The organism is Streptococcus sp. DD04 (assembly GCF_001578725.1).
Lineage (GTDB): Bacteria > Bacillota > Bacilli > Lactobacillales > Streptococcaceae > Streptococcus > Streptococcus sinensis.
Map to the genome: position 1 here is coordinate 205,362 of NZ_KQ968978.1, position 23,932 is coordinate 229,293.

At 42.0% G+C, this 23,932-nt stretch carries 18 protein-coding genes and 2 pseudogenes; 13 read left to right on the forward strand and 7 right to left on the reverse strand.

The window, feature by feature from the left end; all coding sequences use genetic code 11:
• Window positions 1–146 precede the first annotated feature (146 nt).
• Window positions 147–1,870, reverse strand: a pseudogene (gene pabB / locus STRDD04_RS06005) (aminodeoxychorismate synthase component I).
• A gap of 366 nt (window positions 1,871–2,236) precedes the next feature.
• On the opposite strand from pabB, the gene STRDD04_RS06010 reads away from it, so the two are divergent.
• The 11 genes and pseudogenes from STRDD04_RS06010 (at window position 2,237) to STRDD04_RS06060 (ending at window position 15,566) form a co-directional block, all read left to right on the forward strand.
• The gene (locus tag STRDD04_RS06010) at window positions 2,237–3,286 is read left to right on the forward strand and encodes an AI-2E family transporter (RefSeq protein ID WP_443031295.1); all 1,050 of its coding nucleotides are present in this window, start codon (window positions 2,237–2,239) and stop codon (window positions 3,284–3,286) included.
• A gap of 105 nt (window positions 3,287–3,391) precedes the next feature.
• Window positions 3,392–3,652: pseudogene (locus STRDD04_RS06015) on the forward strand (DUF6261 family protein); the annotation flags it as partial.
• Window positions 3,653–3,771: 119 nt separating this feature from the next.
• The gene (locus STRDD04_RS06020) at window positions 3,772–5,028 is read left to right on the forward strand and encodes a hypothetical protein (protein ID WP_062200241.1); all 1,257 of its coding nucleotides are present in this window, start codon (window positions 3,772–3,774) and stop codon (window positions 5,026–5,028) included.
• Window positions 5,029–5,035: 7 nt separating this feature from the next.
• Window positions 5,036–5,956 carry a DUF4238 domain-containing protein gene (locus STRDD04_RS06025; RefSeq protein WP_082757351.1) on the forward strand — a complete coding sequence of 307 codons (921 nt, stop codon included), beginning with the start codon at window positions 5,036–5,038 and terminating at the stop codon, window positions 5,954–5,956.
• A gap of 736 nt (window positions 5,957–6,692) precedes the next feature.
• Entirely contained in the window at window positions 6,693–8,945 is a 2,253-nt protein-coding gene (metE, locus tag STRDD04_RS06030) for a 5-methyltetrahydropteroyltriglutamate--homocysteine S-methyltransferase (RefSeq protein WP_062200244.1), read from the forward strand.
• A gap of 137 nt (window positions 8,946–9,082) precedes the next feature.
• Window positions 9,083–9,961: a methylenetetrahydrofolate reductase [NAD(P)H] gene (gene metF, locus STRDD04_RS06035; RefSeq protein ID WP_002896521.1), complete on the forward strand. Its 879-nt coding sequence runs from the start codon at window positions 9,083–9,085 to the stop codon at window positions 9,959–9,961.
• A 1-nt stretch (window position 9,962) separates the two neighbouring features.
• A complete protein-coding gene (locus STRDD04_RS06040) occupies window positions 9,963–10,907 on the forward strand; it encodes an AraC family transcriptional regulator (RefSeq protein ID WP_062200247.1) in 945 nt (314 codons plus the stop codon).
• A gap of 108 nt (window positions 10,908–11,015) precedes the next feature.
• On the forward strand, window positions 11,016–13,253 hold the full coding sequence (locus STRDD04_RS06045; protein WP_062200250.1) for an alpha-galactosidase: 2,238 nt from the start codon (window positions 11,016–11,018) through the stop codon (window positions 13,251–13,253).
• 242 nt (window positions 13,254–13,495) lie between these two features.
• The gene (locus STRDD04_RS06050) at window positions 13,496–14,359 is read left to right on the forward strand and encodes an HAD family hydrolase (RefSeq protein ID WP_231853897.1); all 864 of its coding nucleotides are present in this window, start codon (window positions 13,496–13,498) and stop codon (window positions 14,357–14,359) included.
• An 11-nt stretch (window positions 14,360–14,370) separates the two neighbouring features.
• Window positions 14,371–14,967, forward strand: a complete 597-nt coding sequence (locus tag STRDD04_RS06055) for a histidine phosphatase family protein (protein WP_082757352.1) — start codon at window positions 14,371–14,373, stop codon at window positions 14,965–14,967.
• Window positions 14,964–15,566: a histidine phosphatase family protein gene (locus STRDD04_RS06060; protein WP_062200255.1), complete on the forward strand. Its 603-nt coding sequence runs from the start codon at window positions 14,964–14,966 to the stop codon at window positions 15,564–15,566. The genes STRDD04_RS06055 and STRDD04_RS06060 overlap by 4 nt, the downstream gene beginning before the upstream one ends.
• Window positions 15,567–15,646: 80 nt before the next feature.
• On the opposite strand, the gene STRDD04_RS06065 is transcribed toward STRDD04_RS06060, so the two are convergent.
• The 6 genes from STRDD04_RS06065 to STRDD04_RS06090 form a co-directional block, all read right to left on the reverse strand.
• Window positions 15,647–16,120 carry a hypothetical protein gene (locus STRDD04_RS06065; protein ID WP_062200258.1) on the reverse strand — a complete coding sequence of 158 codons (474 nt, stop codon included), beginning with the start codon at window positions 16,118–16,120 and terminating at the stop codon, window positions 15,647–15,649.
• A complete protein-coding gene (locus STRDD04_RS06070; RefSeq protein WP_062200261.1) occupies window positions 16,101–17,012 on the reverse strand; it encodes a phosphodiester glycosidase family protein in 912 nt (303 codons plus the stop codon). Before STRDD04_RS06070 ends, STRDD04_RS06065 begins: the two co-directional genes overlap by 20 nt.
• The gene (locus tag STRDD04_RS06075; protein WP_156469060.1) at window positions 17,009–18,058 is read right to left on the reverse strand and encodes a bifunctional glycosyltransferase family 2/GtrA family protein; all 1,050 of its coding nucleotides are present in this window, start codon (window positions 18,056–18,058) and stop codon (window positions 17,009–17,011) included. The genes STRDD04_RS06070 and STRDD04_RS06075 overlap by 4 nt, the downstream gene beginning before the upstream one ends.
• A 521-nt stretch (window positions 18,059–18,579) precedes the next feature.
• On the reverse strand, window positions 18,580–19,041 hold the full coding sequence (locus tag STRDD04_RS06080; RefSeq protein WP_062200265.1) for a hypothetical protein: 462 nt from the start codon (window positions 19,039–19,041) through the stop codon (window positions 18,580–18,582).
• Window positions 19,042–19,043: 2 nt separating this feature from the next.
• On the reverse strand, window positions 19,044–19,853 hold the full coding sequence (locus STRDD04_RS06085) for a hypothetical protein (RefSeq protein WP_062200269.1): 810 nt from the start codon (window positions 19,851–19,853) through the stop codon (window positions 19,044–19,046).
• Window positions 19,831–20,808 (reverse strand): hypothetical protein, encoded by a 978-nt coding sequence (locus STRDD04_RS06090; RefSeq protein ID WP_062200272.1) that lies wholly within the window; start codon window positions 20,806–20,808, stop codon window positions 19,831–19,833. Before STRDD04_RS06090 ends, STRDD04_RS06085 begins: the two co-directional genes overlap by 23 nt.
• A 116-nt stretch (window positions 20,809–20,924) precedes the next feature.
• On the opposite strand from STRDD04_RS06090, the gene STRDD04_RS06095 reads away from it, so the two are divergent.
• Together STRDD04_RS06095 and STRDD04_RS06100 are read left to right on the forward strand one after the other, a co-directional pair.
• The gene (locus STRDD04_RS06095; protein WP_062200273.1) at window positions 20,925–22,589 is read left to right on the forward strand and encodes a hypothetical protein; all 1,665 of its coding nucleotides are present in this window, start codon (window positions 20,925–20,927) and stop codon (window positions 22,587–22,589) included.
• A gap of 15 nt (window positions 22,590–22,604) precedes the next feature.
• Window positions 22,605–23,630: a hypothetical protein gene (locus STRDD04_RS06100; RefSeq protein ID WP_231853898.1), complete on the forward strand. Its 1,026-nt coding sequence runs from the start codon at window positions 22,605–22,607 to the stop codon at window positions 23,628–23,630.
• Window positions 23,631–23,932 lie beyond the last annotated feature (302 nt).

A 23,932-nucleotide genomic window follows, 5' to 3' on the forward strand; every position in this document is an offset into this window, starting at 1 on the left:
TTAGAATTCGATTTCGTCGTCCCACCTCCGCACAGTTGAGTAGGGCTGTAAAAGCTGATGAAATCAGCGTAGTAGAGCCCACTCAACCACTGCGTCTTGCTCGACAATCCAAAGACAATTGAGAGGCTAGGACTTTTGTCCCAGCCTCAATTATCTATTTCCAATTCATAAAGGCCTCGCAGTGCGTTACAGGCGTAGATTCTTTCTGCTGATTTTAAGTCGTCTAGGCTGAGAATCTTTTCTGTGGCCTGACCTGTTGTCAAGAGATGCTGGCGGTAGATGCCATTCAAAAGGCCTAGCTCGACTGGTGGCGTGTAGAGGTGGCCGTCCAGCTGGAGAACTAGGTTGCCGATGGAGCTTTCTAGTAGCTGCCCTTGGGCATTGTAGTAGATTTGCTCTTGCTGGCCTAGGCTTAGGTGTGGCCGATAGCTGGTTTTAAAGTAGGTGAAAGGCTGCTCTGTAAGTTGGCATTTTGTGGAACGAGAATAGCCTTGCAGAAAGCTTCTGGGAGTGCTTGCAGCTTTTCTAGCTGGCAGGTCACTTTTCTAGATTTGGCGATGGAGATCCGCAGGCGGTAGTCTGTGCTTGGATCCAGTTTTGCTAGACTTTGGTTCAATTCTGCCTTCAGTTTTTCCTCATCAAATGGATAAGCAAAGTAACGGGCAGATTCTCGTAGACGCTTCAGATGTTGGTCTTGGAAGGTCAGGCTGCCTTGCTCAATCTTCCCTGTCGTAACTAGGTCAAACTGCGGATTTTTCCGATAAAGAACAGCCGATTTTTGCTGGGTTTCGATGTACTCGGATTCCCATGTACTATCCCAAGTGATACCTCCACCGACACCGTAGATGGCCTTGCCAGCTTCTAGCTGGATGGTGCGGATGGCCACATTGAAAATGCGTCTCTGGTCTGGCAAACAGGTGCCAACAGTACCACAATAGACACCGCGAGCGGCTTTTTCGGTCGCCTTGATGATAGCCATGGTTGAAATCTTTGGAGCGCCTGTGATAGAGCCACACGGAAAGAGCGCATCAAAAATTTCTCCTAGGCCAATCTCAGGTCGTAGCTGGCTTTTGATGGTGGAGGTCATTTGCCAGACAGTGGAATACTGCTCGACCTGACAGAGGTGCTCGACTCGTTCGCTGCCAATCTCTGAAATGCGATTCATGTCGTTGCGCAGCAGATCAACGATCATCATATTTTCCGCTCGATTTTTAGGATCTTGACGCAACCAGTCCGCCTGCTCCAAGTCCGCAGCGACCGTCAGACCGCGATTGGTAGTGCCCTTCATCGGCCGCGTTATCAGCTCACCTCGGTGCTCCTCGAAAAAGAGCTCAGGACTGATGGACAAGACTGCCTGATTATCGTGCTCTACATAGGCATTGTAGGCGGCATTTTGCTCTACGACTAGTCGGTTGTAAATAGCCCAGCTGTCCTGTGGATTGAGCTCTGCGCCCAGCTGCACCGTGTAGTTGACCTGATAAGTATCGCCTTGACGGATATGATGGTGAATGATTCCGATGGCCTTTTCATACTCTTGCTCAGTCGTCAGGCTCTGCCATTGCGCCGGCATTTCTACCTCGTCGTAAGCCAAAGGGAATGGGGCTTCATCAGCCCTGTCATGAATGGTAAAGTAAATCAGGTACTCTCCCAGCAGAGGGGCTTTGTGGACCTGGAGTTTTTCCTCAAAAGCAGGAGCCGCTTCGTAGCTGACATAGCCGACTGCATAAAATCCTTTTTTCTGCCAGCCCTCGACCTCTTGCAAAATCTCTCTGACTTCAGTCAGCTTGCGCGTTTTGAGCTCTTTAATGGGCTGGCTGAAAATCAAACGCCGGCCCAGTTCTTTAAAATCAATAACCGTTTTCTTGTGCATGAGTTTATTGTATCATAAGATAATTTGAATGAAAACGGATTTATCGAATGAGACACTCATTCTTTTATAATAGTTGACAGATTAGAGAGTGGCTCGGTATACTATTTTAAAAAAGAAAGAGTGAGATGCTTATGAAATCAAATAAATTGCTATGGATAAATGGAATGGCTGCTATTGTAGGGGGTCTGATAATCTTTTACGCTTCTTTAAATAGATGGCACTGGGAAATTATTTATTCGGTTCCCACACTGGTTGAAAACCCTGGCTGGGGCGATAGGGTTATATTGACCAGCTGGCTGTTTTTGGGACTTTCTATAGTCGGAATGTATCATTATAGCAACGACCCAAGAGTCAATAAGGCGAGTCATGAGCTTCTATTCTGCGCCTCTGTCATGGGCTTTCTCTCTTTTCTGTTTACTTTTTCAGTCCTTCTGTCTATCATCTCAGGAATTCTATATCTTCGAGATTTGTCAAAATTTAAGAGCGATGAAGAAGCTGGAAGACCTCCTAGACAAATGCCGAGTCCCTCAGAACTTGCAGCGCGGTTTGGCCTTGGTTTTGGAGGTGCTGATTTTAGCTCTCATTATGACGGGGATTGTCTCTATCGTCGTGCCGACTCTGACCACAGCTGTCAATCAGCTGAGCGCGACCATCGGCAAGGTAGCGCCTCAGCTAGCCAAGTGGCTGCAGCAGTCTGGCTTGCTTTCCTCTAGCCAGCTAAAAGATTTGACCAAGCAACTGCAAAACAGTGGTATTGTCAACAGAGCCATCTCCCTGTTGGGCAGTCTGACAGGCAATATTTCTGCTATTTTTGGTAATTTCTTCTCTGTCATCATGTCCATCTTTCTTATGTTTGCCTTCTTGAGCAGCAAGGAGCATTTGCAGACGATCACTAGCCGTCTCTTACAGGTCCTGCTTCCTGAGAAGGCTGTGAAACGCCTATCCTATGTAGGCTCTGTCATTGTTGAGACCTATGATAAGTTTCTGATGGGGCAGATGATTGAGGCCGTCATTGTCGGTGTCTTGGTATTTATCGCCTATTCTCTGACAGGCCTGCCTTACGCTGCCCTGACAGGGGTTTTGGCTGGAGTACTCTCTTTCATTCCCTACATTGGACCTTTCTCGGCTTGTGCTCTGGGCGCTATCTTTATCTTTACCGACAGCCCTTGGAAAGCCCTTCTTTCAATCGCAGTCTTTCAGCTGGTGCAGCTGATTGAGGGTAACATCATCTATCCGCGTGTGGTCGGCCAGTCCGTCGGTCTCCCAACTCTCTTTACCCTTGCTGCAGCCCTGATTGGGGGTAACCTCTTTGGCTTGGTCGGCATGATTTTCTTCACTCCTATATTCGCAGTTATCTACCGCTTGGTTAGAGAATTTGTTGTGGAGAAGGAAGTCGAAGGGGACACAGGTAGGTGAAGAAATAAAGTTTATCGGCTTCATTCTGACGGCTGTTTTTGTTCCTGATCCTGCCAAAAGATTCTCTCAAAGTAAGTGTCATAGAAAACGGTAGTAGTAAATGCTCAAGTGGAAAGTCAGGCGCGTGCGCATAAGTCTGCCAAGGAAGTCGGCAAGACCAGACAAGTCCGTACCGAACTAACCAGCATCTATGACCTCTTTCTGCGCTATACCGCAGCTAGCGCAGAAGCCTATCCAGAAAAAGAACACCTAACCAAACTCCTTAAAGATCTCAACACAATCCGAGATAGTAAACGCCGATTGGCTGGTTCGAGTAAGAAGGATAAGAAAGTGAAAGAAGAGGAAACTACACAAGTAGCTGGATAAAAACAAACGTCTTTAGATATATTATTATCTAAAGGCGTTTTTTGGTAGATTCGTGGTATAATTTTAGTAGGAAAATTAAAAAGAGAAAATAGATTCGATGTAAGATAGAAAGGAAAAGAATGCAGATACAGTTGATAAATTATAATGGGCGTAATGAAAATAATTATAGTGTAACGGAGTGTAATTCATTTGGACAGGCCCATTCATTAGATTCCTATGATTTAAATATTATCGATTTGACTAGTTCGTCAATTTGGTTAAACCATTCTTCTATCACGGATTTTGAAAGGCTAGACTGCGATAATGACTTTGGAACATTATCAACGAGTATTGATAACTCTTCGAAGACAAAATTTTTATATATTTTACCTCCTAATATCTACTTTAAAACATATTATGATAGACGAAATAGCATGAGTTCTAAAGAATTTCTAATTAAGAGTCAACTTAAAGATATTATTACTTATTTAGTTAAAAATTTAGAAAAAGTTATACCAATAGATATTGATTTGTATTACGAAAAAACTCATACAAATTTGTTAGGTACAAAACTATCAGCTGATTTTTATTTTGATTCAAAAATGGGGGAGAATTATTATGACGGTTATAATCTACCAGAGGATATGGCCTATTCAGACGGAAGCGAAAAATTAGTATTTGTATCACATGGCAAGTATTCATTAACTACTCTACAAGCTAATAATAATGATGAATTACTAGTCTTAATACAAAATGTATTGATAGATGAATCTGAAGAGAAGGAACCTGATTGGTTTCAAGATTTACAATTCTTTGATGATAGTAAGCAGTCAGAAGTTATACAAATTGAAAATAAAAAGATTGAAGAGTCTAAAGATAAAATAAAAATTTCAAAAGAAATTATTCGTGAAAATAAACATTTTGAATCAATCTTATTTAAATCAGGACCAGAATTAGAATCAATTTTGATAGAGATGTTAGAAAAAATGTGTGATGTTCAAAATGAATTTGAAGACAATAAAAATGAAGATTATTCTTTCGAGAAAGATGGGATTCATTACATTTTTGAATTTAAAGGGTTAACAAAAGATGTAAAAAAATCAAATATTTCACAATTAGTAACTCACGGACATATTTATGAAGAAACAAAAGAAGTTGGTGCAGATTTAATTAAAAAGATAATCATAGTGAATCGATTTAAGGATACAAAACCTGAGGAACGGCTACCTGTTAGCAATAATGTTATTGAAGTAGCCAGCAATGCGGCTAATAATGTGTTGATAATAGATAGTCTTATTTTCTTAAAAATGTTTGAACAGTTTAAAACAGGAAAATTAAGTTCAGAAGATATACTATCTCATTTCCGAGAAGTCGGCTTGTGTGAACTAGATAGATAGAAGGAATATGATTAAATCAAATATAAAACAGCACGTTGTTCCTAAAAGTTATTTAAAACGATTTGGTAAGAAAAATCTTAATAATAAAGGCTATAATATAGCAGTTAAACAATTTAAACTTAATAAAATTTTTATAGATTCAGTTGATAATGTTGCGTTCAGGAAAAACTTTTATGATGTTAGCGATAAAGTCAATCCGAAATATTGGGAGAATTATTTCTCCAGAGAGATTGAACCTTTATATAGACCCGAGATGGCTGGTATAATTGCTTCACTAACATTATCTAATAAAAAGAATGACATTCTAACAGCTTCTCAGATTCTTTCGTTATCTAAAATGATCTCTTTTCAAATATTAAGAGTACCAGGATTTTTAGAACTTAGGTTTAAGCATGGGGAAATTATGTTTGACGAAACAATCAACGAAACATCACAACGGTTTGAATTACATCCAGAAACAATAAAAAGCATATTAGATGACTTTGTAAATAATAAAAATGATTTTATAAGAGATATGACTATTCCGTTAATTGCAGAGAAAGGTAGATTGGATAAACTTTCTGAGGTATTAGCTGATAAAATTTGGTTAATTTATTTCAATAATTCTAGTGTTCCATTTATTACGAGTGACTCTCCGGTTGTGATGTATAATTGTATTAGTAATTCAGTTTCTTACGCTGATAACGGGGTGGGAAGAGATGATACATTTATTTACTATCCATTATCCAGTAAAATTCTTATTAAAATAGTACCAAGGAACTTTTGGGGAGGAAATATGAAAAGTTTGAATAATACATTAAGATTTCTTTCGAATCATGATATTCCTTTTGTAAACTCAGTTAATAATCTTCAAGCTAAGCACGCTGAGAGACAGATATTTGTTCATCCAGATTTCATGGATTACTTAAAGACTATTTCTAATACATAACAAAAATAACTAGGTATTCTCACTTTTATATCAAGCTATAAGGCACTTATCCCCCATAGTTCGGTTTTTTAAAAATATGTTAAAATAGAAAAGATAGTACATTCAATAAGGGAAGCAGAAATGGTAAGGAGCGTAAGACAATTGCGATTCATGACCTAGCTGAGACTAAGAAGCTTGTAGCTGACTATCAATTATTCGTAGATAGGGTAATCTAACATGGTTATGCTGAAAACAGCGGGACTGATTTGGATTTGATTACTCCACCAATTTCTAGTAGACAAGGAACTCGTGAACGGAAGAAACAAGAAGTTTTGAGAAAAATTCTGCTGTTAGTAGAGACTTATTCAGATATTTGATGAACTGTCAATCAAGGTTTGTTAGAAAAATCAGGCTCTACAAAAGACGCTCTTTATTCGCTCAAATTCCGCTCATAATTCGCTTATTTTGGAAAAACGATAAGAAAATCAAAAAATACTAAATTTAAAACAAGCTATAGTCTTTTCTAATAACAAGTCATAGGTAACTAGAAAAGTCTTGCGAGGGTTTTACCTTGTGTTGAGATTGATAGGTTTGAACAGTTGATACTAAGGGATTTGAGACACTTATCTCAAATCCTTTTCTTTTGTCCATAATAAGGATATAGTTTAAAACTATACCAAATCTTAATTTTTTACAATTATACAGACGGGTTCTTTTCTGTTAAGATAGTTTCAACAACAATTTTTGGAGGACGTTTATGTCAACGACTATCATTGGTTTCCCACGTTTGGGTGAATTCCGCGAATTGAAATTTACAACTGAAAAATACTTTAGACATGAAATCTCAGTAGAAGAGCTTCTGGCTGCGGCCAAAGAGCTGCGCGCTAAGCACTGGAATATTGTTAAGGAAAAAGGAATTTCAGAGCTTCCGTCTAATGACTTTTCTCACTATGATAATGTGCTGGATGCAGCCTTCCTCTTTAACGTGGTGCCATCATCTGTGCAAGGCTTGGAATTGACTGACCTTGAGCGCTACTTTGCTTTGGCGCGTGGTTACCAAGGAGAAAAAGGGGATGTACGTGCCCTTCCGATGAAGAAATGGTTCAACACTAACTACCACTACATCGTTCCTAAATTTGAAAAAGAAACCCAAGTCAAGCTGGCTGGGCATAAGATTTTTGATGAATTTGCAGAAGCGAAAGAGTTGGGCTTAGTAACCCGTCCAGTTGTGGTTGGCCCATTCACCCTCCTGCAAGTATCTGACTTTGAAGACGGTGTGGCGGCAGCTGACTTTGTAGATGCACTAGCTGCAGCTTATCAAGAAGTTTTTGCAAAATTAGCAGAGCTTGGCGCAGATCGTATCCAGCTGGATGAGCCAAGTCTAGTCAAAGACCTGTCAGCAGAAGAAAAAGCTCTCTTCTTGGACCTTTATAAGAAGCTTTTGGCAGACAAGAAAGGCTTGGAAGTCTTGGTTCAAACCTACTTTGGTGACGTTCGTGACATCTATGCAGACCTTGTAGAGCTGCCAGTAGATGCGATTGGTCTGGACTTTGTAGAAGGCAAGAAAACTTTTGACCTTGTTAAAGGTGGTTTCCCAGCTGATAAGACACTCTATGCGGGTATCGTCAACGGTAAAAACATTTGGCGCAACAACTACGAAAAGAGCTTGGCTGTTCTTGAGCAAATCCCAGCTGAAAACATCGTCTTGACAAGCTCATGTTCGCTGCTCCATGTGCCATTTACGACTGCTAACGAAGAATTTGAACCAGCAATCTTGAACCACTTTGCCTTTGCGGTGGAAAAATTGGATGAAATCCGTGACTTGGATGCTATCCGTAATGGCGGTGGTGCAGAAGCACTTGCTGCTAACAAAGCTCTCTTTGCAGCAGAGCGTGTTGGGCAAAATGCATCGCTGGCTGCTCGCATCGCTGGCTTGACAGATGCAGACTACACTCGCCTGCCGGTCTTTGCAGAGCGTGAGGAAATCCAGCACAAGACACTCAATCTGCCACCGTTGCCAACTACGACAATTGGCTCCTTCCCTCAAACTAAGGAAGTCCGTGCTAAACGTTTGGCTTTCCGCAAGGGCGAGCTGTCAGCAGAAGACTATGACAAGTTCTTGGCTGAGCAGATTGATGAATGGATCAAGTGGCAAGAAGAAGTCGGCTTTGACGTGCTGGTGCACGGTGAGTTCGAGCGTAATGACATGGTTGAGTACTTCGGTCAAAACCTGTCAGGTTACCTCTTCTCTAAGAATGGTTGGGTACAATCATACGGTATGCGTGGGGTGAAACCACCAATCATCTGGGGTGATGTGACTCGTCTCAACCCAATCACTGTAAAATGGTCTAGCTATGCGCAAAGCCGTACAGACAAACCTGTTAAGGGCATGCTGACTGGACCTGTAACCATCCTCAACTGGTCCTTCCCACGTGAAGACATCTCTATCAAGGATTCTACCCTTCAAATCGCCTTGGCAATCAAGGATGAAGTGCTTGACCTTGAAGCTGCTGGCGTGAAGATTATCCAAATCGACGAGGCTGCTCTTCGTGAGAAATTGCCACTCCGCCGCAGCGACTGGTATGAAGATTACCTTGACTGGGCAATTCCAGCCTTCCGCTTGGTACACTCTACAGTAGCGCCAGACACACAAATCCACACTCACATGTGTTACTCAGAATTTACAGATATCATCCCTGCGATCGACAACATGGATGCGGACGTGATTTCCTTTGAAGCTAGTCGCTCTAACTTGGAAATCCTGGATGAGCTCAAGGCTAAGAACTTCCAGACAGAAGTAGGACCTGGAGTTTACGATATCCACTCACCGCGTGTGCCAAATGAGGGGGAAATCGACCATACGATTGAAGCCATCTTGGCTAAGGTGCCAAGCAGCAAGGTCTGGATCAACCCTGACTGTGGTCTTAAAACTCGTGGTATCCCAGAAACTAAGGCTAGCTTGGAGCGCTTAGTAGAAGCAGCTAAAGCAGCTAGACAACACCTGAAATAATCCTCCTCGAACCTCAAAAGTTGATCTGGATGGAGGATACCCCAAAAATTGAAGCGGAGCTGACAATCCTGCAGGAGCTGTTTTTGTAGGATTGTCCTCGGCTATTGCTACCATCATTGAAAGGAACTTTTTGTTATATGGTTCGTCGTCATACACCCAGTCTCTCATTTGAAGTATTTCCTCCCAATCCGGCAGTAGGCAATGATAAGATTTTTCAGGCATTGAGAGAGATGCAAGATTTGGCTCCTCACTTTATCAGTGTGACAGCCAGCAATAATAAGTTTGACATTGAGGAGACGACGGTTCGTTTGACTGAGTTCATCGCCAACGACCTCAAGATTCCGACGATTGCTCACTTACCCGCGGTTTATCTGACCAAGGACATGGTGTCCAACATTTTGCAGTCCCTGGATCGGGTTGGTGTCCATCAGATTTTAGCTTTGCGAGGGGATATTTTTCCAGATGTGGCGCCTAAGGATGATTTTACCTATGCGACTGACTTGATTGAATACATCAAGACAGAAGCACCGCATTTTGACATCATCGGAGCCTGCTATCCGGAGGGCCATCCAGATTCGCCAAATCAGATTTCGGATATTCAAAATCTGAAGAAAAAGGTCGATGCTGGCTGTTCTAGCCTGGTGACCCAGCTTTTCTTTGACAATGAGCGCTTTTACGACTTTCAGGACAAGTGCATTTTAGCTGGTATTGAAGTGCCCATCCATGCTGGGATTATGCCGATTCTCAATCGTAATCAGGCTCTCCGCCTGCTTAAGACATGCGAGAATATCAAGCTGCCAAGAAAATTCCGGGCTATTCTGGATAAGTACGAACATGATCCAGAGTCTCTGAGAGCAGCTGGTCTGGCTTATGCTGTGGACCAAATTGTTGACTTGGTGACCCAAGATGTAGCGGGCATACACCTTTACACTATGAATAATGCTGCAACAGCCTACCATATCTATAAGGCTACCCATGCCCTCTTTAATCATAACCCATCCGTCCAATCTTTCTAAGATGAATGAAGAAACCACTAATCAGATTCATTTGCTGTTTAGTGGTTTTTGTTTTATAATAAGGATAAAAAAATTATCCAAATCTAAGGAGAAGCTGATGGAGCATTCGCTGACCTTGGTTAAGTCTATGCAGTTTGGCCAAGAAGATTGTTTTTTTGCCTTCTGTGGTTATTCAAAAACGGAAGCCCATCATAGCTTTGGGCCGGCTGTCCGGGATGTTTATGTCATTCATATCGTACTGGAGGGACGGGGGACTTACTCCGTGGGCAATCAGCGCTATGATTTGCAGGAAGGGCAGGGCTTTGTGGTGCCACCGGGTCAGTCGGTCTTTTATCGGGCTGATGGAGAAGAGCCTTGGTCTTATGTCTGGATGGGACTGGGTGGGCGCCTCTTGCCTCCTTATCTGCAGGCTCTGGGCTTGCAGTCTGGCCAGTGGTCTTTTGAGCTGACCTCTTTGCAGGAATTTAAGGCCTTGGCCTTTGAAAGTCTGGCTTATGAGGGCAGCGGAATAACAGCTGAACTGGCTCTGCAAAGGCAAGTTTATCGCTTTTTAGAACTCTTATCCCTGCGTCTCAAGCAGACCTTTTTAATCACGGAAAGCCGTCGAATCAATCCTTATGTTCAGCAGGTCTTGGAGTTGCTGAACAGCTATCTGCCAGAAAGTCTATCTGTGCAGGAGCTGGCGCAGAAATTGGCGTTGCACCCTTCCTACCTATCTCGGCTTTTCAAGGATGAAGTAGGCAAGGGGATTAAGGAGTACAGCAATGACTTGCGGCTCAATATGGCAGCTGATCTGCTGACGAGCAGCCAGCTTTCGGTGGAAGAGATTGCCAATAAGACAGGCTTTGCCGGAACACAGAGCTTTTCAAAAGCCTTCAAGAAGGCGCGTGGCCAGTCGCCCTTGAATTTTCGCAAGGCTAGCTCTCATCTGGGGCAGGAGCTGTAAAAAGTCACATTTGGATAAATAATACTAGAAAGAAAGGCTTACCAAAAGAGGGAGCCTTTTTTATAATGAAAGGAGAAACAGGCTTGCAGACTGTGAAAGGAGAAGACCATGAATAAGGCGAGTATTTTGTTTAACGAAGAGTGCAGGCAATTTCATCTGACTAATGGCGAGATTTCTTATATCTTTCGGGTTTCGGAGGATGGTAAACTCTTGCAGCTATACTACGGCACGGCGGTACCGGAGCGGGATTATTCTTATTTGGTGGAGCTGCAGCATCGGCCCATGACGACCTATCGGAAAGAAAGGGATTTGCGCTATTCTTTGGAGCATGTACGGCAGGAATTTCCAGAATACGGCACGACAGACTTTCGCCATCCCGCTATCTGTCTGCGACAGGAAAATGGCTCGCGAATTACTGATTTTGTTTACGTCAGTCATCAGATGGCAGATGCTAAGCCAGCTTTAGAGGGTTTGCCAGCTACTTATACTGAGGCTCAAACGGAGGCGAAGACTCTTATTCTAACCCTGCGAGATGCGGTGACAGAAGTGGAAGTTCAGCTGTTTTATACGATTTTTGCTGATTGGCCCGTTCTCGCTCGCTCTAGCAAAATGATTAATCAAGGCAGGGAAACTTGCTATTTGGAATCCCTAGCTAGTCTGTCGCTGGATCTGCCAGATGCTGACTATGACTGGCTGCAGCTATCAGGAGCATGGGCTCGGGAACGCTATATCAAGGAGCGTCCGCTTCAGCAGGGGATTCAGTCTATTGAGTCAACCCGCGGCATTTCCAGTCCTCATCACAATCCTTTTGTAGCTCTTAAGCGCTCGGAAACGACTGAGTTTTCAGGTCCAGTGCTAGGAGCTGCCTTGGTGTATTCAGGCAATTTTCTCATTCAGGCTGAGGTGGATACCTATGATGTGACTCGGCTGCAGCTAGGCATTAATCCTTTCGGTTTTGAGTGGAAGCTGGCTGCGGGCCAGTCCTTTACCAGTCCAGAAGCTCTGCTGGTTTACTCTGAGCGGGGCCTCAACGGCATGAGTCAAGTCTTTCATCAGCTATTTCGTCAACGCCTAGCTAGGGGCTACTGGCGCGAGCGAGCGCGTCCTGTTCTCATCAATAACTGGGAAGCTACCTATTTTGACTTTAGTGAGAATCAGCTGCTGGATCTTGCTGAAAAGGCTCAGGAAGTAGGAGTGGAGCTCTTTGTGCTAGATGACGGCTGGTTTGGCCAGCGGACTAACGACCGCGCTGGGCTTGGGGATTGGTTTGTCAATCCAGAAAGGCTGCCGCAGGGGCTGGGCTCGCTAGCAGAGCGAATTCACGGTTTGGGCATGAAGTTTGGTCTTTGGTTTGAGCCGGAAATGGTCAATAAGGACAGCCAACTCTACCGAAGTCATCCTGACTGGCTGCTGGCAGTGCCAGATAGACAGTCCCACCATGGTCGGAATCAGTTCGTTTTGGACTATTCTCGGCCGGAAGTAGTGGATGAGATTTTTGAGCGTCTGTCAGCGGTTATCGAGGAAGCGCAGCTTGATTATATCAAATGGGATATGAATCGCCCTCTGACGGATGTCTTCTCAGCTGCCTGGCCAGCTGATCAGCAAGGAGAGATTTTTCACCGCTATGTCTTGGGTGTTTATGACTTGTATGAGCGTTTGATCAGTCGCTATCCGAGACTGTTATTTGAGTCCTGCTCTTCAGGTGGGGGTCGCTTTGATCCAGGTATGCTCTACTATGCTCCTCAGGCTTGGACCAGCGATGACTCAGATGCAATCGAGCGCTTGAAAATCCAGTATGGAACCAGTCTTCTCTACCCTCTTTCGTCCATGGGAGCCCATGTCTCCATCGTGCCCAATCATCAGACCAATCGTCTGACTCCGTTGAAGACGCGGGGGAATGTCGCCTTTTTCGGTTCCTTTGGCTATGAGCTGGATCTTAATCAGCTAAGCCTAGAAGAATTGGCTGAAGTCAGGGAACAAATAGCTTTTTACAAGCGCCATCGAGAGCTGATTCATAATGGAACTTTTTATCGACTGCAGTCGCCATTTAAGGGAGATGGGCAGACAACTTGGATGGTTGTCAGTCAGGATCAGAACACGGCACTTTTAGGCACTTTCAAGGTTCTCAATCAAGTCAATCGCTCTCATCAGCGCTTGCAACTGAAAGGACTAGTTGTGGATAAAGTCTATCGGTTAGAGGGGAGTGTCTATACAGGGGCTGAGCTTATGCGAGTTGGGCTGGTCACCACGGACGCTTCCAGCGGTCAGCTTTTAGAGGATTCTGAACAAAAGACGAGCTACGACTTTGATTCCAAACTCTGGCTGTTTGAAGCAGAGGATGAGTAGATAAGATGGGAAATAAAAAAAGCAGAAGGAACAAGCTGATTAAAAGCTGTCCTTCTTGTTTTTTCTCTGAATAAAGAAAGGATAGTACCAATATCTCTGATAATTCTATAGGAAAAGGCTTTCGAAAAGATATATAATAGGATAGAGAGTTCGTAAAATAATATTGGCCAAAAGTGAGAGAATTTGTAAAAAATGAAGAAAGCATTTGCCAGATTGGATTATTAGAAAAAAGTAATCGGTAAATGCGAGGAAGAGGAAGTTTTATGACGAGAAAAATCATCTTTCTGGATGTGGATGGGACCATCATTGACTATGATAATCATATACCAGAGTCTGCTGTGACTGCTATTCGACAAGCGCGGGAAAAGGGTCATCTAGTCTATGTCTGTACCGGCCGCAGTAAGGCTGAAATGCTGCCGGAAATTTGGGATATCGGCTTTGATGGTATGATTGGTGGCAACGGCTCCTATGTGGAGCATGAAGGGGAGGTTGTTCTGCACCAGCTGATTTCGCGAGATATCGCGAAAAGGCTAGTCGACTGGCTTCAGGAGCGGGGGTTAGAGTTTTACCTAGAGAGTAATAACGGTCTATTTGCAAGCAAAGGATTCCGCGAAGCAGCTCGACCAGTGCTTCAGACCTATGTTCTTGGAAAAGGTGTTAATCCAGAAAAAGTTGTAAATATGGAGGCAGAAGAAGCTCTTCACGGTCTGGTTTATGGTGGGGATCTCTATCGGGACGACCTGAACAAAGTCAGCTTTATTCTCAGAAGCTACCAAGATCATCTGGACTCCAAACGGGCTTTTCCTGAGCTCAAGGCAGGTACTTGGGGAGGTAAGGGCGAGCATGCTCTCTTTGGTGACCTAGGTGTCAAAGACATTACCAAGGCGCATGCTATTGAGGTTCTCCTGAAGCATCTGGATGCTGACAGGGCAGATACTCTGGCTTTCGGTGATGCCAAGGTTGATATTCCTATGCTGGACTATTGTCAGGTCGGGGTCGCTATGGGCAATGGCGGAGAGGAAATCAAGGCTATGGCCGATATGGTGACAGACTCGGTCAGCCAAGACGGTCTCTACAAGGCCTTTGAAAAGTTAGAACTCATCTAAAGGAGATATGAATGATGGCAAAAACTCTTTATCTGATGCGGCATGGGCAGACGCTTTTTAATCTGCGCCATAAGGTGCAGGGCTGGTGTGATGCTCCTCTGACCGATTTTGGCATCTATCAGGCCAAGGTGGCAGGGCAATATTTTAAGGATGCCGGTATTACATTTGATGATGCTTATAGTTCTACTCAAGAGCGGGCCTGTGATACCTTGGAATTGGTAACAGACGGGAAGCTTCCCTATAAGCGTGTCAAGGGACTCAAGGAGTGGAACTTTGGCACTTTTGAAGGGGAAAGCGAAGACCTTAATCCACCCCTGCCCTATGAAGATTTCTTTGTGACCTATGGCGGTGAATCACAAGATCAGGTCAGGGAGCGCATGGCTACGACCATTCTTCAGCTCATGCAAGAGACAGATGGCCAGTCCGTGCTCATGGTCTCTCATGGTGCAGCTATGGCCAATTTTGCCAGAGCTTGGCGGAAAAACTGGCGTCTGGATGATCTAGGTCACATGACCAACTGCGGGATTTTGAAATTTACTTTTGAACATGACCAATTCTACCTAGAAGAAGTGATTGGTCACGATTTTAGCAATTGGGAGGGAAAATGAAAGATTTATATTTGATGCGGCATGGACAGACTTTTTTCAACCAAGAAGGCTTAGTGCAGGGAGCTTGTGACTCCCCTCTGACTGAACTGGGACAAGATCAGGCACGGCAGGCGGGAGCTTATTTGCAAGAGCGGGGCATTCGTTTTGGTCATCTCTACTCGTCCACTCAGGAGCGAGCTTCTGATACCTTAGAACTCGTCTCCGGCCGAACCGACTATACTCGCCTCAGGGGCATTAAAGAATGGAATTTTGGTCTTTTTGAAGCTCAGCCTGAACGTTTGCAGCCGAAATTTCGACCAGGAGCTACGTCATTTGAAGATCTTTTCGTTCCTTATGGCGGAGAAGGTGTGGACCAAGTCGGTGAGCGCATGCTAGTCACTCTGACCGAGGTTATGGAGCAGGCAGGAGCAGAGCCAGTCTTGGCTGTTAGCCACGGCGGTGCCATGTGGGCCTTCTATCTCAAGATTGCGGCTCAATCTCTGGACCCCAAGGTGCGCTTTAGCAACTGCGCCATTTGTCATTACCATTATGAGCAGGGACATTTTAAGCTGGCAGAAGTCATTGACCCGCTGACGGGTGATGTGTATGAGTGTGAATGAAGAAGCAGAGCGTTCATAATAATGAGAGTTCAGAAGGATTGTCACTAGAATAAAAACCTCATTTTTCTGAGTTTTTTGGTTTATACTTGGCTGTAGGTTTCACGGCGACTTAGTTCTGCGTCTTCTTTTTTGCTAGGTATTGGCTGTGCTTGGCATTCTTTATTCCACTCACTTCGAGTAAAGACCATGGAGAGTAGTGCCAGAGCTACAAAGGCTGCTCCTAGGTGCCAGTAGGGCATATCCAGTGTCGTGGAGCGGCCAGACAGATTGACGATACCACGGAAGAGCATGCCGACTGTCATGATGGCTACAGCTGAGTTCCAGAGGTTGAGGCTGAGCCGAGAGAGGTTAGGGATGACCTTCATGAAGAGCAGGAGTAGGATGCCACCCACTAGAGGAAGGGCAAAAAGATAGTGCATATGGATAGATGTTTCCCCGAAGCTGAAGGATTCATAGATTCTGCTGAAAGCAAAGAAGAAAATCGTTAATAGTGTGTAGATAAGGGCCGTTTTTATAAAACGTTTTTTGCTGGGATTAGTAACCGATGTAGACAATATCACTCACCGACCTTTCTGAGATAGTGTTTCCGTTGGTTGTAGGTTTGTTAATGACCTGACCGTTAAAGTAAAGTGTAGAGGAACCGCCGCCGTCGAGGTTATAGGCAGTCTTGACACCATAAGATTTCATGATTTCTGCCATCTGGTAGAGGGAAAGTCCCTCGCTTTCTGAGGTGCGTCCGTCTGAAACGATGATGATGTAGTGATTTTCATCAATGATACCGATAGCTGTCCGCGGATTGGAAGCCATGGACTGGCCGACTTCGGACTTGGTATCAACGACAATCTCACCATTTTCTACAAGAGATGGGCCGAAGGCCAAGAGATTGACCACACCGTCTTCGACCAGCTGGTCTGCAGTGACTTGGTCTTCATAGATAATCTTGAAGGAGCCGTCTTTGTAAATAGCCAAATCACCATTGCTGGAGTCTTCTCGGACGGTATCGCGGTAGACGACGCTGTTGCGGATGACATAGCCGGTTGAATTAGCCCCGTAGTAGTCGCCGTTAACAGCTAAGATAGCCTTGTTATTGGCTGCCGTTTCTGAAGTCTTGGCCGTAACGTTGGTTCCGTAAGTGTTGTTGGCGAGGGCTGTTTTCAAGTATTCAGCAGAGCTGACGGTCACATCGGCGATGTAGATTTGGGTGTTGCTGACGGTCTTTTCAGTCAATGTGACCGAGATGTTGTCGTCTGAATAGCTGGTATCCGTCACAGTTGCTGTTTCCGCAGCCTTGCTGGCAGCCTCAGCATTGGACGACGAACTCGTACTTGAAACCGTGGAAATGGTCTCTGCGATGACGAAGGTTTTCAGCATGGAGTAGCTGAAAGAAGCTGTCAGAAGCAGCCCGAAAATGGAGGCGTAGGCATAGCGTTTTTTTAAAAATTTCATGATGCGGTGTGTGTCCTTTCCTTAAAAATAAATCTCTTTTGGACCATCCAAGAGATGGTGAAGAGTAGCAGTCCGACGATAATCTTGGCAAGCAGAAGATTGAGCCCAAAGACAGCATAGAAGAGGCGAATTAGCAGTGTATCTAAGATAAAGAGCATTACAGCTAGGCTGAAATAGCCGGTTCCTGTCTTGAGTATACTGTCGTCGTTCTTAAAGACCAGCTTTTTATTGGTCGAATAGTTAAAGATTGAGCTGGTCACGCGGGCAATTCCGTTAGCTAGAAGAATTCTCAGGCTGGTCGGCACAGCAGTTAAAAACAAGAGAGCCAGAGCATAGACGTTGTAGTCAACGACGAAACTGCTGAGAGAAGTCAGAGCGAATTTAAAAATATTTTTATAAATCATGAGCCCATCCCGAATCGGCCGGAAGTGGGATCCTTGATTGTCATTGATATAGACCGTCTCAATGGGCACTTCCAAAATGGGATATTCCTTGCTGGCTTCTAGGAGCATGTTCATTTCATACTCATAGCGCTGACCTTCTACCTTTAGCATAAAGAGAATCATGTTGGTCGTAAAGGCTCGTAAGCCTGTCTGAGTATCGGAAACATCCACGCCAGTTTGGGCTTTGAAGAGAGCTCGAGTCAGACTGTTGCCGAAGCGGCTGCGCAGAGGCACCTTACCAGTAAAGGCGCGTGCGCCCAGAATCAGCTGATTGGGATTTTCAGAAGCCTTGCTCGCTACGCGGAAAATATCCCAGACCTTGTGCTGGCCGTCCGCATCTGCTGTGATAACCGTTCCGTATTGAACCATAGACTGGATATAGGTGAAGGCAGTTTTTAGTGCTTGTCCCTTGCCTTTATTGTTCGCGTGATGGAGGACAGTAGCGTACTGCTCAGCCTGTTCAAACAAGACTTTTGCCTTGGAGGAGCTGCCATCATTAACCACAATCAGTTCCATCTGACTTTTTTCTTTGATTTTTTTCAGCAATCGGATCAGGTTAAAATCTGGCTCGTAAGCCGGAATCACTAGATAGTCCATAATCAGTACCTCTTTCTTAGATGATTTGTAGAAAGTATACAGACTGCGGCTTAAAGCTAGCTGATATCAGTTAGCTTTAAGAAAAAGTTAAATTTTCTTTAAGGAAAGAGTGTGGAATGGATAAGATCGAAATACTTTTGAAAAGGAAATATAGAGACAATTTTGAGGAGTGAGGCATAAATTAGAGTAGAGATCACCTAACTGGAAAATTCCTTATGAAGTATTTTATGGTAAAATTGTGCACTTAATTTGACAATTCAAGGGCAAAAAAGAAAGTAAATTTACAAGGTATTCTCTTGAATTTAAATTGCAGGTGTTGGAAGACTATCTCAGCGAACAGAGTAGTAGGATGAAAGCTATTATCAAAAAATATGGATTGAAATTATATTGACTGGTATAACTATAACAAGCCGCAAGAAATGTAAAAAGGTATGACTTCTATGGAGTCATACCTTACTAACTAATACACTTTTTACGATCTATTTTACGTGGAGATTGATAAGATAGTTATTTTTTGATGGGGACAGTTATGTTTTACTTTTAATTCTAGTTCTCAGAAAGTGCAAATCATTAAAAATATAAATTAGAAGAATGATTTGACAAGAGTAAAAACCCCAATCTAGCCTATAAATATCTCTTTGAATAGTGATGGAAAACAGGGTATACATCATTAAGATAAAACTAGATATGAAAAGTAGGAAGGATTGTAGGCTTGCTATAAAAGGATAGCCTCTCTTTTTCAAAATGAATTTTAATAAAAGAGCTAGGGCAGGCAAAATGGAAAATAAGGTAAAACAAGTTAAAAAATAGGAACCAGTTAAATTTCTAAAATCTTTTCCCCAAAAAATAGACCCCTCATTTTGAAAAATATAAATTGGAAATGATCTATCGTTTAAAAACGGTAGGCCAAGGATGACCAGATAAAATACAATCAATAATCCTCTTTGCCAAGAGAAACCTGCTTTCCTTCTCTCGTTATTGTCTGACATGTCTATCTCCCTTCTCTAATTTTTCCATGCTCAACCTCAACATAATGATCAATTTCCTCATCAATCGTTCCCAATACATAGGTTCCATCAGGTAAGCTTAATTGTTCTAGTAACTGTTGGATTTGTTCTCTTAGATAAAAATGTTCCTTGTATCTTTCTTCTGGCAAGATAATTTGAACATAGACTGCTCTGTATGATAAGGCATCATTTAAAGGCAAATCGTACAATTCTTTAAAAATAGAATGATTATTCCTAACAGCATCTTCCACACGATCGCTATACCAGACTATACCTTTAATAAACCTATTTTTGTCAGATAGAGTGCTTCTCAGCTTAACAGTTCCCCCTTTTAGATGTGAAGCCTGATTTAATTTTCTCGTCAGAGACTCTTCCAATTTAGTTCGCTCAGGGCTAATTTCTAAAGCTTTTTCAAGAATTGGCGCATATACTCTGATAGATTCATCATAAGTCGATCCTAACTCAGATATAGGGTCCCTCCACTCGTCTACATCCATCTTGTCGTAATAAGGCATGACTAATTGTTTGAAGCAGACCGATTTTTTTACAGGAACAGAAATGGTTTTGTCCTTAATTTTTTCAGTATAGGTATAATTGACATCTATGCCCCAATTTTGTTCAGCCCAGGAAAAGCCAGTTATCTTAATTTCTCCAAAAAAATTGCGATTGGCGTAAAAGCCTTTGAGATTAGCTTCTAGATTCCGATAGAAAAACAAAGATGAGACTACTAGAAAACATGCAAGTACCAGTACGCTTTTAACCTTATCCGAATCAATCTTTAAAATCTTTTTCAATGACTTCCTCCTTAATGACTTGCTTGAACTCCTCTTCAGTACGGATTATTTCTTCTTTGCCACTCTTTGTATACTTCTCGTCAATGCTCCAGTAAAAATAGTCGGCATCGGGGAAAAACATTTTTGTTAGGGTAATACTATCGTTTAGGGGCATATTTTCTTTTAAAACCACTATAAAGCCATATTTTTTCAACATTGAAAGTGTCGGGCTATCCTCTGGTTTGCTATTGCTATCATCAGAATCACTATCCGTTAAACGTGATTGGTAATCGTAACTAAACAAAGCGGCCCAATAGATGGATACATTTATTCTATCATCCTTATATGCCTCTGTAATAAATGATGGACTGGAAAGTACTCGATAGAGCCCTCCATATCCGAAATGAATTTCTTCTTGGGGCCGTTTTTTTGTTGCTTTTTTATTGGTTAGGTTTACATAGATTTCATCATTGTCTTTTATCTGGATTTTTACATATTCATCTTTTCCATCAGAATACATAAGATTATCCATCTCGCCTTCTATGGTGACATAACCCATATCTTGAACGAGCTTCAAGACATCAATCGTTTGGCCATCCCCTTGCTCCTGACCCAGTTTATAATAACGAATTCGGAAGTATTCTTCTTTGTCCTTTGCTTTCAATCTACCTCCATACTGCTTGGAATCCTGAAATGCTAAAAATTTCCGTCCAACAGCAAAATCATACGGACTCCACTCGTCGCTCTCTTTAAAAGAAAGAGCAATCATAGGGAATTCTGGTTCGGTCTCACCAATAGTTGTATAATCTGTTAAACGCTGATTCTTTCCTTTATAGACATAAGTTCTTTCTTTTGCCACATAAGCAGCTTCTTTTGTGAAAAAGAAAGAACAAGTACCAGCGACAAGAAAAATGACCAGTGCGGCTAAAGCATAAATCTGCCACATCTGCCAAGAGAAATTCTCTAGCTTCTTCATCCTATTCTCCTTTTAGATAGATTATGGACCATTATATCATTTTTTGTAAACTTCCTGCCATAAGCACAAGAAAAGTATGATAAAATGGTATTATTATAGTTTTATAAGGGAAAAATATGAATCAAACACGTCTCAAAAAAATCCTGAAAATATCGAGTTTCTTTCTACTTGCTCTAGTAACTTATCATGTCTACTATCAATCTCTCGTCCCTCATCTTACAGCCAGAAACGAGGCAGATGCTAGACTGACCGAGTCCAGATATCAAATCGCCTATGGGCAAGTAAGAGATTTTCAAAAAATCGGAAATGTTGCTTTGGCCATTGATATGTTTGGTGATGTCCAGCAGAAGGAAGGCTACATTATTGCTCAGAATTATCGCATTCCCAAAACTCAGGATCCTTCTGAGGGGCAAGCATTTTATGACAAAGAAAAGTCAGAGTATTTTTATCAAATTGATATTTACAAAGAGGATGAAGGGATTCAGTCACTAAGAAAGATTGATGTAAGAGATATCCTCCTAAAAGAAAAGAAGAAATATAAGATCATCAGTACAGCAAAAATAGATGCCTTTGACTCACCAATCAAAGCTCCCTATCTAGAAATAGGGCTGGAAGAAATTGATGGAGGTTCGAGAACCTTCTCACTGATCATTGATTTACAAACTTTAGAAAGCCGCATTACGCGCTTGATAGGCTCCTCATCTGAGGAAAAGATTACTAGCAGGAGTGATAGAGAATTGACGATTGCCAGAGCCAATCCTGTCTTTGCGGAGCGCTTGAAGAACCTGAGTTTCGTTATTGAGGCTGAAAAAGATGATAATTCTAAAAAAAGAACGAAAATCCCAGATGATGTTATTACAATGCGACCATATCAGGGTGGAGAGCTCATCAATCTCTACCAAGAATATCCTCATGTTTTTGAAATGGCTAAGAAAGGTAGTTTTACTATCTATCCACAGTTTCAATATAAAGGAGATTCAACTCAACAAACTTCTAATTTTGCCAATCTTTTCAATTATTCAGGTGAGGATCCCTTTTGGTCCGCTCAACAGAAACAAGAGTATGAAGCCGACTGGGCTTTAAAACAGACAAAAGATTTATCAACTCCCCTTTCATATGATTTTTTCATGGAGAGAGTGAAAGAAGAAGGCAAACTTAATTCGATAGAAGGGATGATTCCTATTGGTTTTGATATCGACACTGGAGAAATAGTCACCATTGATTTTAAAAAAGGACCTGTTTATCTCCAAAATTTAAACCTAGATGACCAAATAGATTGGCTAAGTTTGATGGAGTCCAATTATTCCTATATAAGGAAAGCGCAGTTTGATCAAGTCAGTATCGACAAATCTATATCTTATAAATTAGGTACAAAATCTGTAAGTGATTACAGCAAGATGATTGATAATTCGAAAATCAGTAAACCGAGAGAGACACGCTATATCACTTGGCTTCAATATAAACCAAACAATAATTTAGATGAATCCGATATGAATATCGTTAAGGGAATTGTGGATCAGGGGATCTTGTACAAAATCTTCTCCATATTTAGTCTTGAAGAAGGGCAAATGATAGTGAATCAGATTGGGACCAATAGTAATCTTGCAGTAGGGGAGACCCCAATATTAGTACAAAATGGCCATCAACTTCTTGATTCATTACTGTTTGAGACAAATGATGTGCCTAGCTTGACTCACGATGAAATGATCAAATCTGGTCGGATTATATATGTCCTTATCGACGGGCAGCTTCGTCAAGTAAAAGTTCCGGAGGAAAAGTAGGTGCAGAAGATAGTGATGAATATAAAAAAATGCTTTCAAAATAAAATCTTTTTGAATGTTGCTGGCTATACCTTGGCTTTTACACTTGGTTTATTTTTGGCTTTTTATGTTTCTGAGAGGGAAAAAACGACCATTCAGTCTGAGCAAAGACAGGCTAAAAAATCCCAAGAAAAGAAAGCTACAAGAGCGAAAGATGAGGCTGTTCAGATAGAAAAACTTGAAGACAAGATCTATATGGTGAAAAATCCTAATTCTGCTATCTTGTCTGATAAGTATATCTTGCAGCAAGAAATGAATTACACTGATCGATCCTTTCACTTCGACAGTTATCAGGCGTTTAGTAAGGACAATAAACATAGCAACCATGTAAAAATTAAGCTATTTAACCAATTTGAAGAGTTGTATAAAGATTACGATTTAGTCCAATTGGCTCAAAGCCTGCATAGTCAAGCTATACCAGGGAAAGTTAGCCATCAGCTATATCAAGATCCTCAGGATGGTCAATATTATTTTGCTTTTGAAGTCTACCTACCAGGCGGTAAGCAGGAAAAAGATTACTCGAATGCTGATCAGGAAAACCCTATCTATACTCTTTATACGAATATTGAAAACGGGCAGACTTTTTATCTAGAAGATTATTTTAAGCCCCTGAGTATCCGTGACAAGTATCCTGTCTATGGTGCTAGCAATCTGGATGACAAACTAGAGAAGTATGGCCTGCTCTTGGTCAACAGTCCGCATAACTTCACCCTTATTCAAGGGGAAGAGAATCTACAGATCAAAAAGTTGAAATTAAGTCAGCAATTTCCAAATATAGAGGAAAAACTTGCTAAGGACTGGAGTTTGATGGTAATCGGAGAGGATTCTTATGAAACAAGCATCAAACTTCTAGCTTCTGAAGGAGAAACAGACCTCTATACTAATGTCAAACTAGAGAGTTTTTATTCATCCGATGACCAAGAACACCTTTTAAAAGATTATCAGGATTTTCTGAGGCTCTATCAAGCAAAAATGAATAAAGAAACTATCCCTATCAAATGATGAGTAATATATTATAATAGTGATCTTACTTTTTAAATAATTCGACAAAGATTATATCACTTATTCGTAACAGTATAATGAGCATAATTTGATATCAAATTTTAATGAGTTTTCTTTTATATTTAGACGTTAATCTATGACACAGCACATTCTCCTTTTTATTTGATAAAATGTACACTTTGGGGATCTAAGCTTGATACTACATACAGAACGAAGCAAAAAAATTGGATAACCTATAAAATGATTGCCAAAATTATCAATCTCCACGTAAAATAGATCGTAAAAAGTGTATTAGTCAGTAA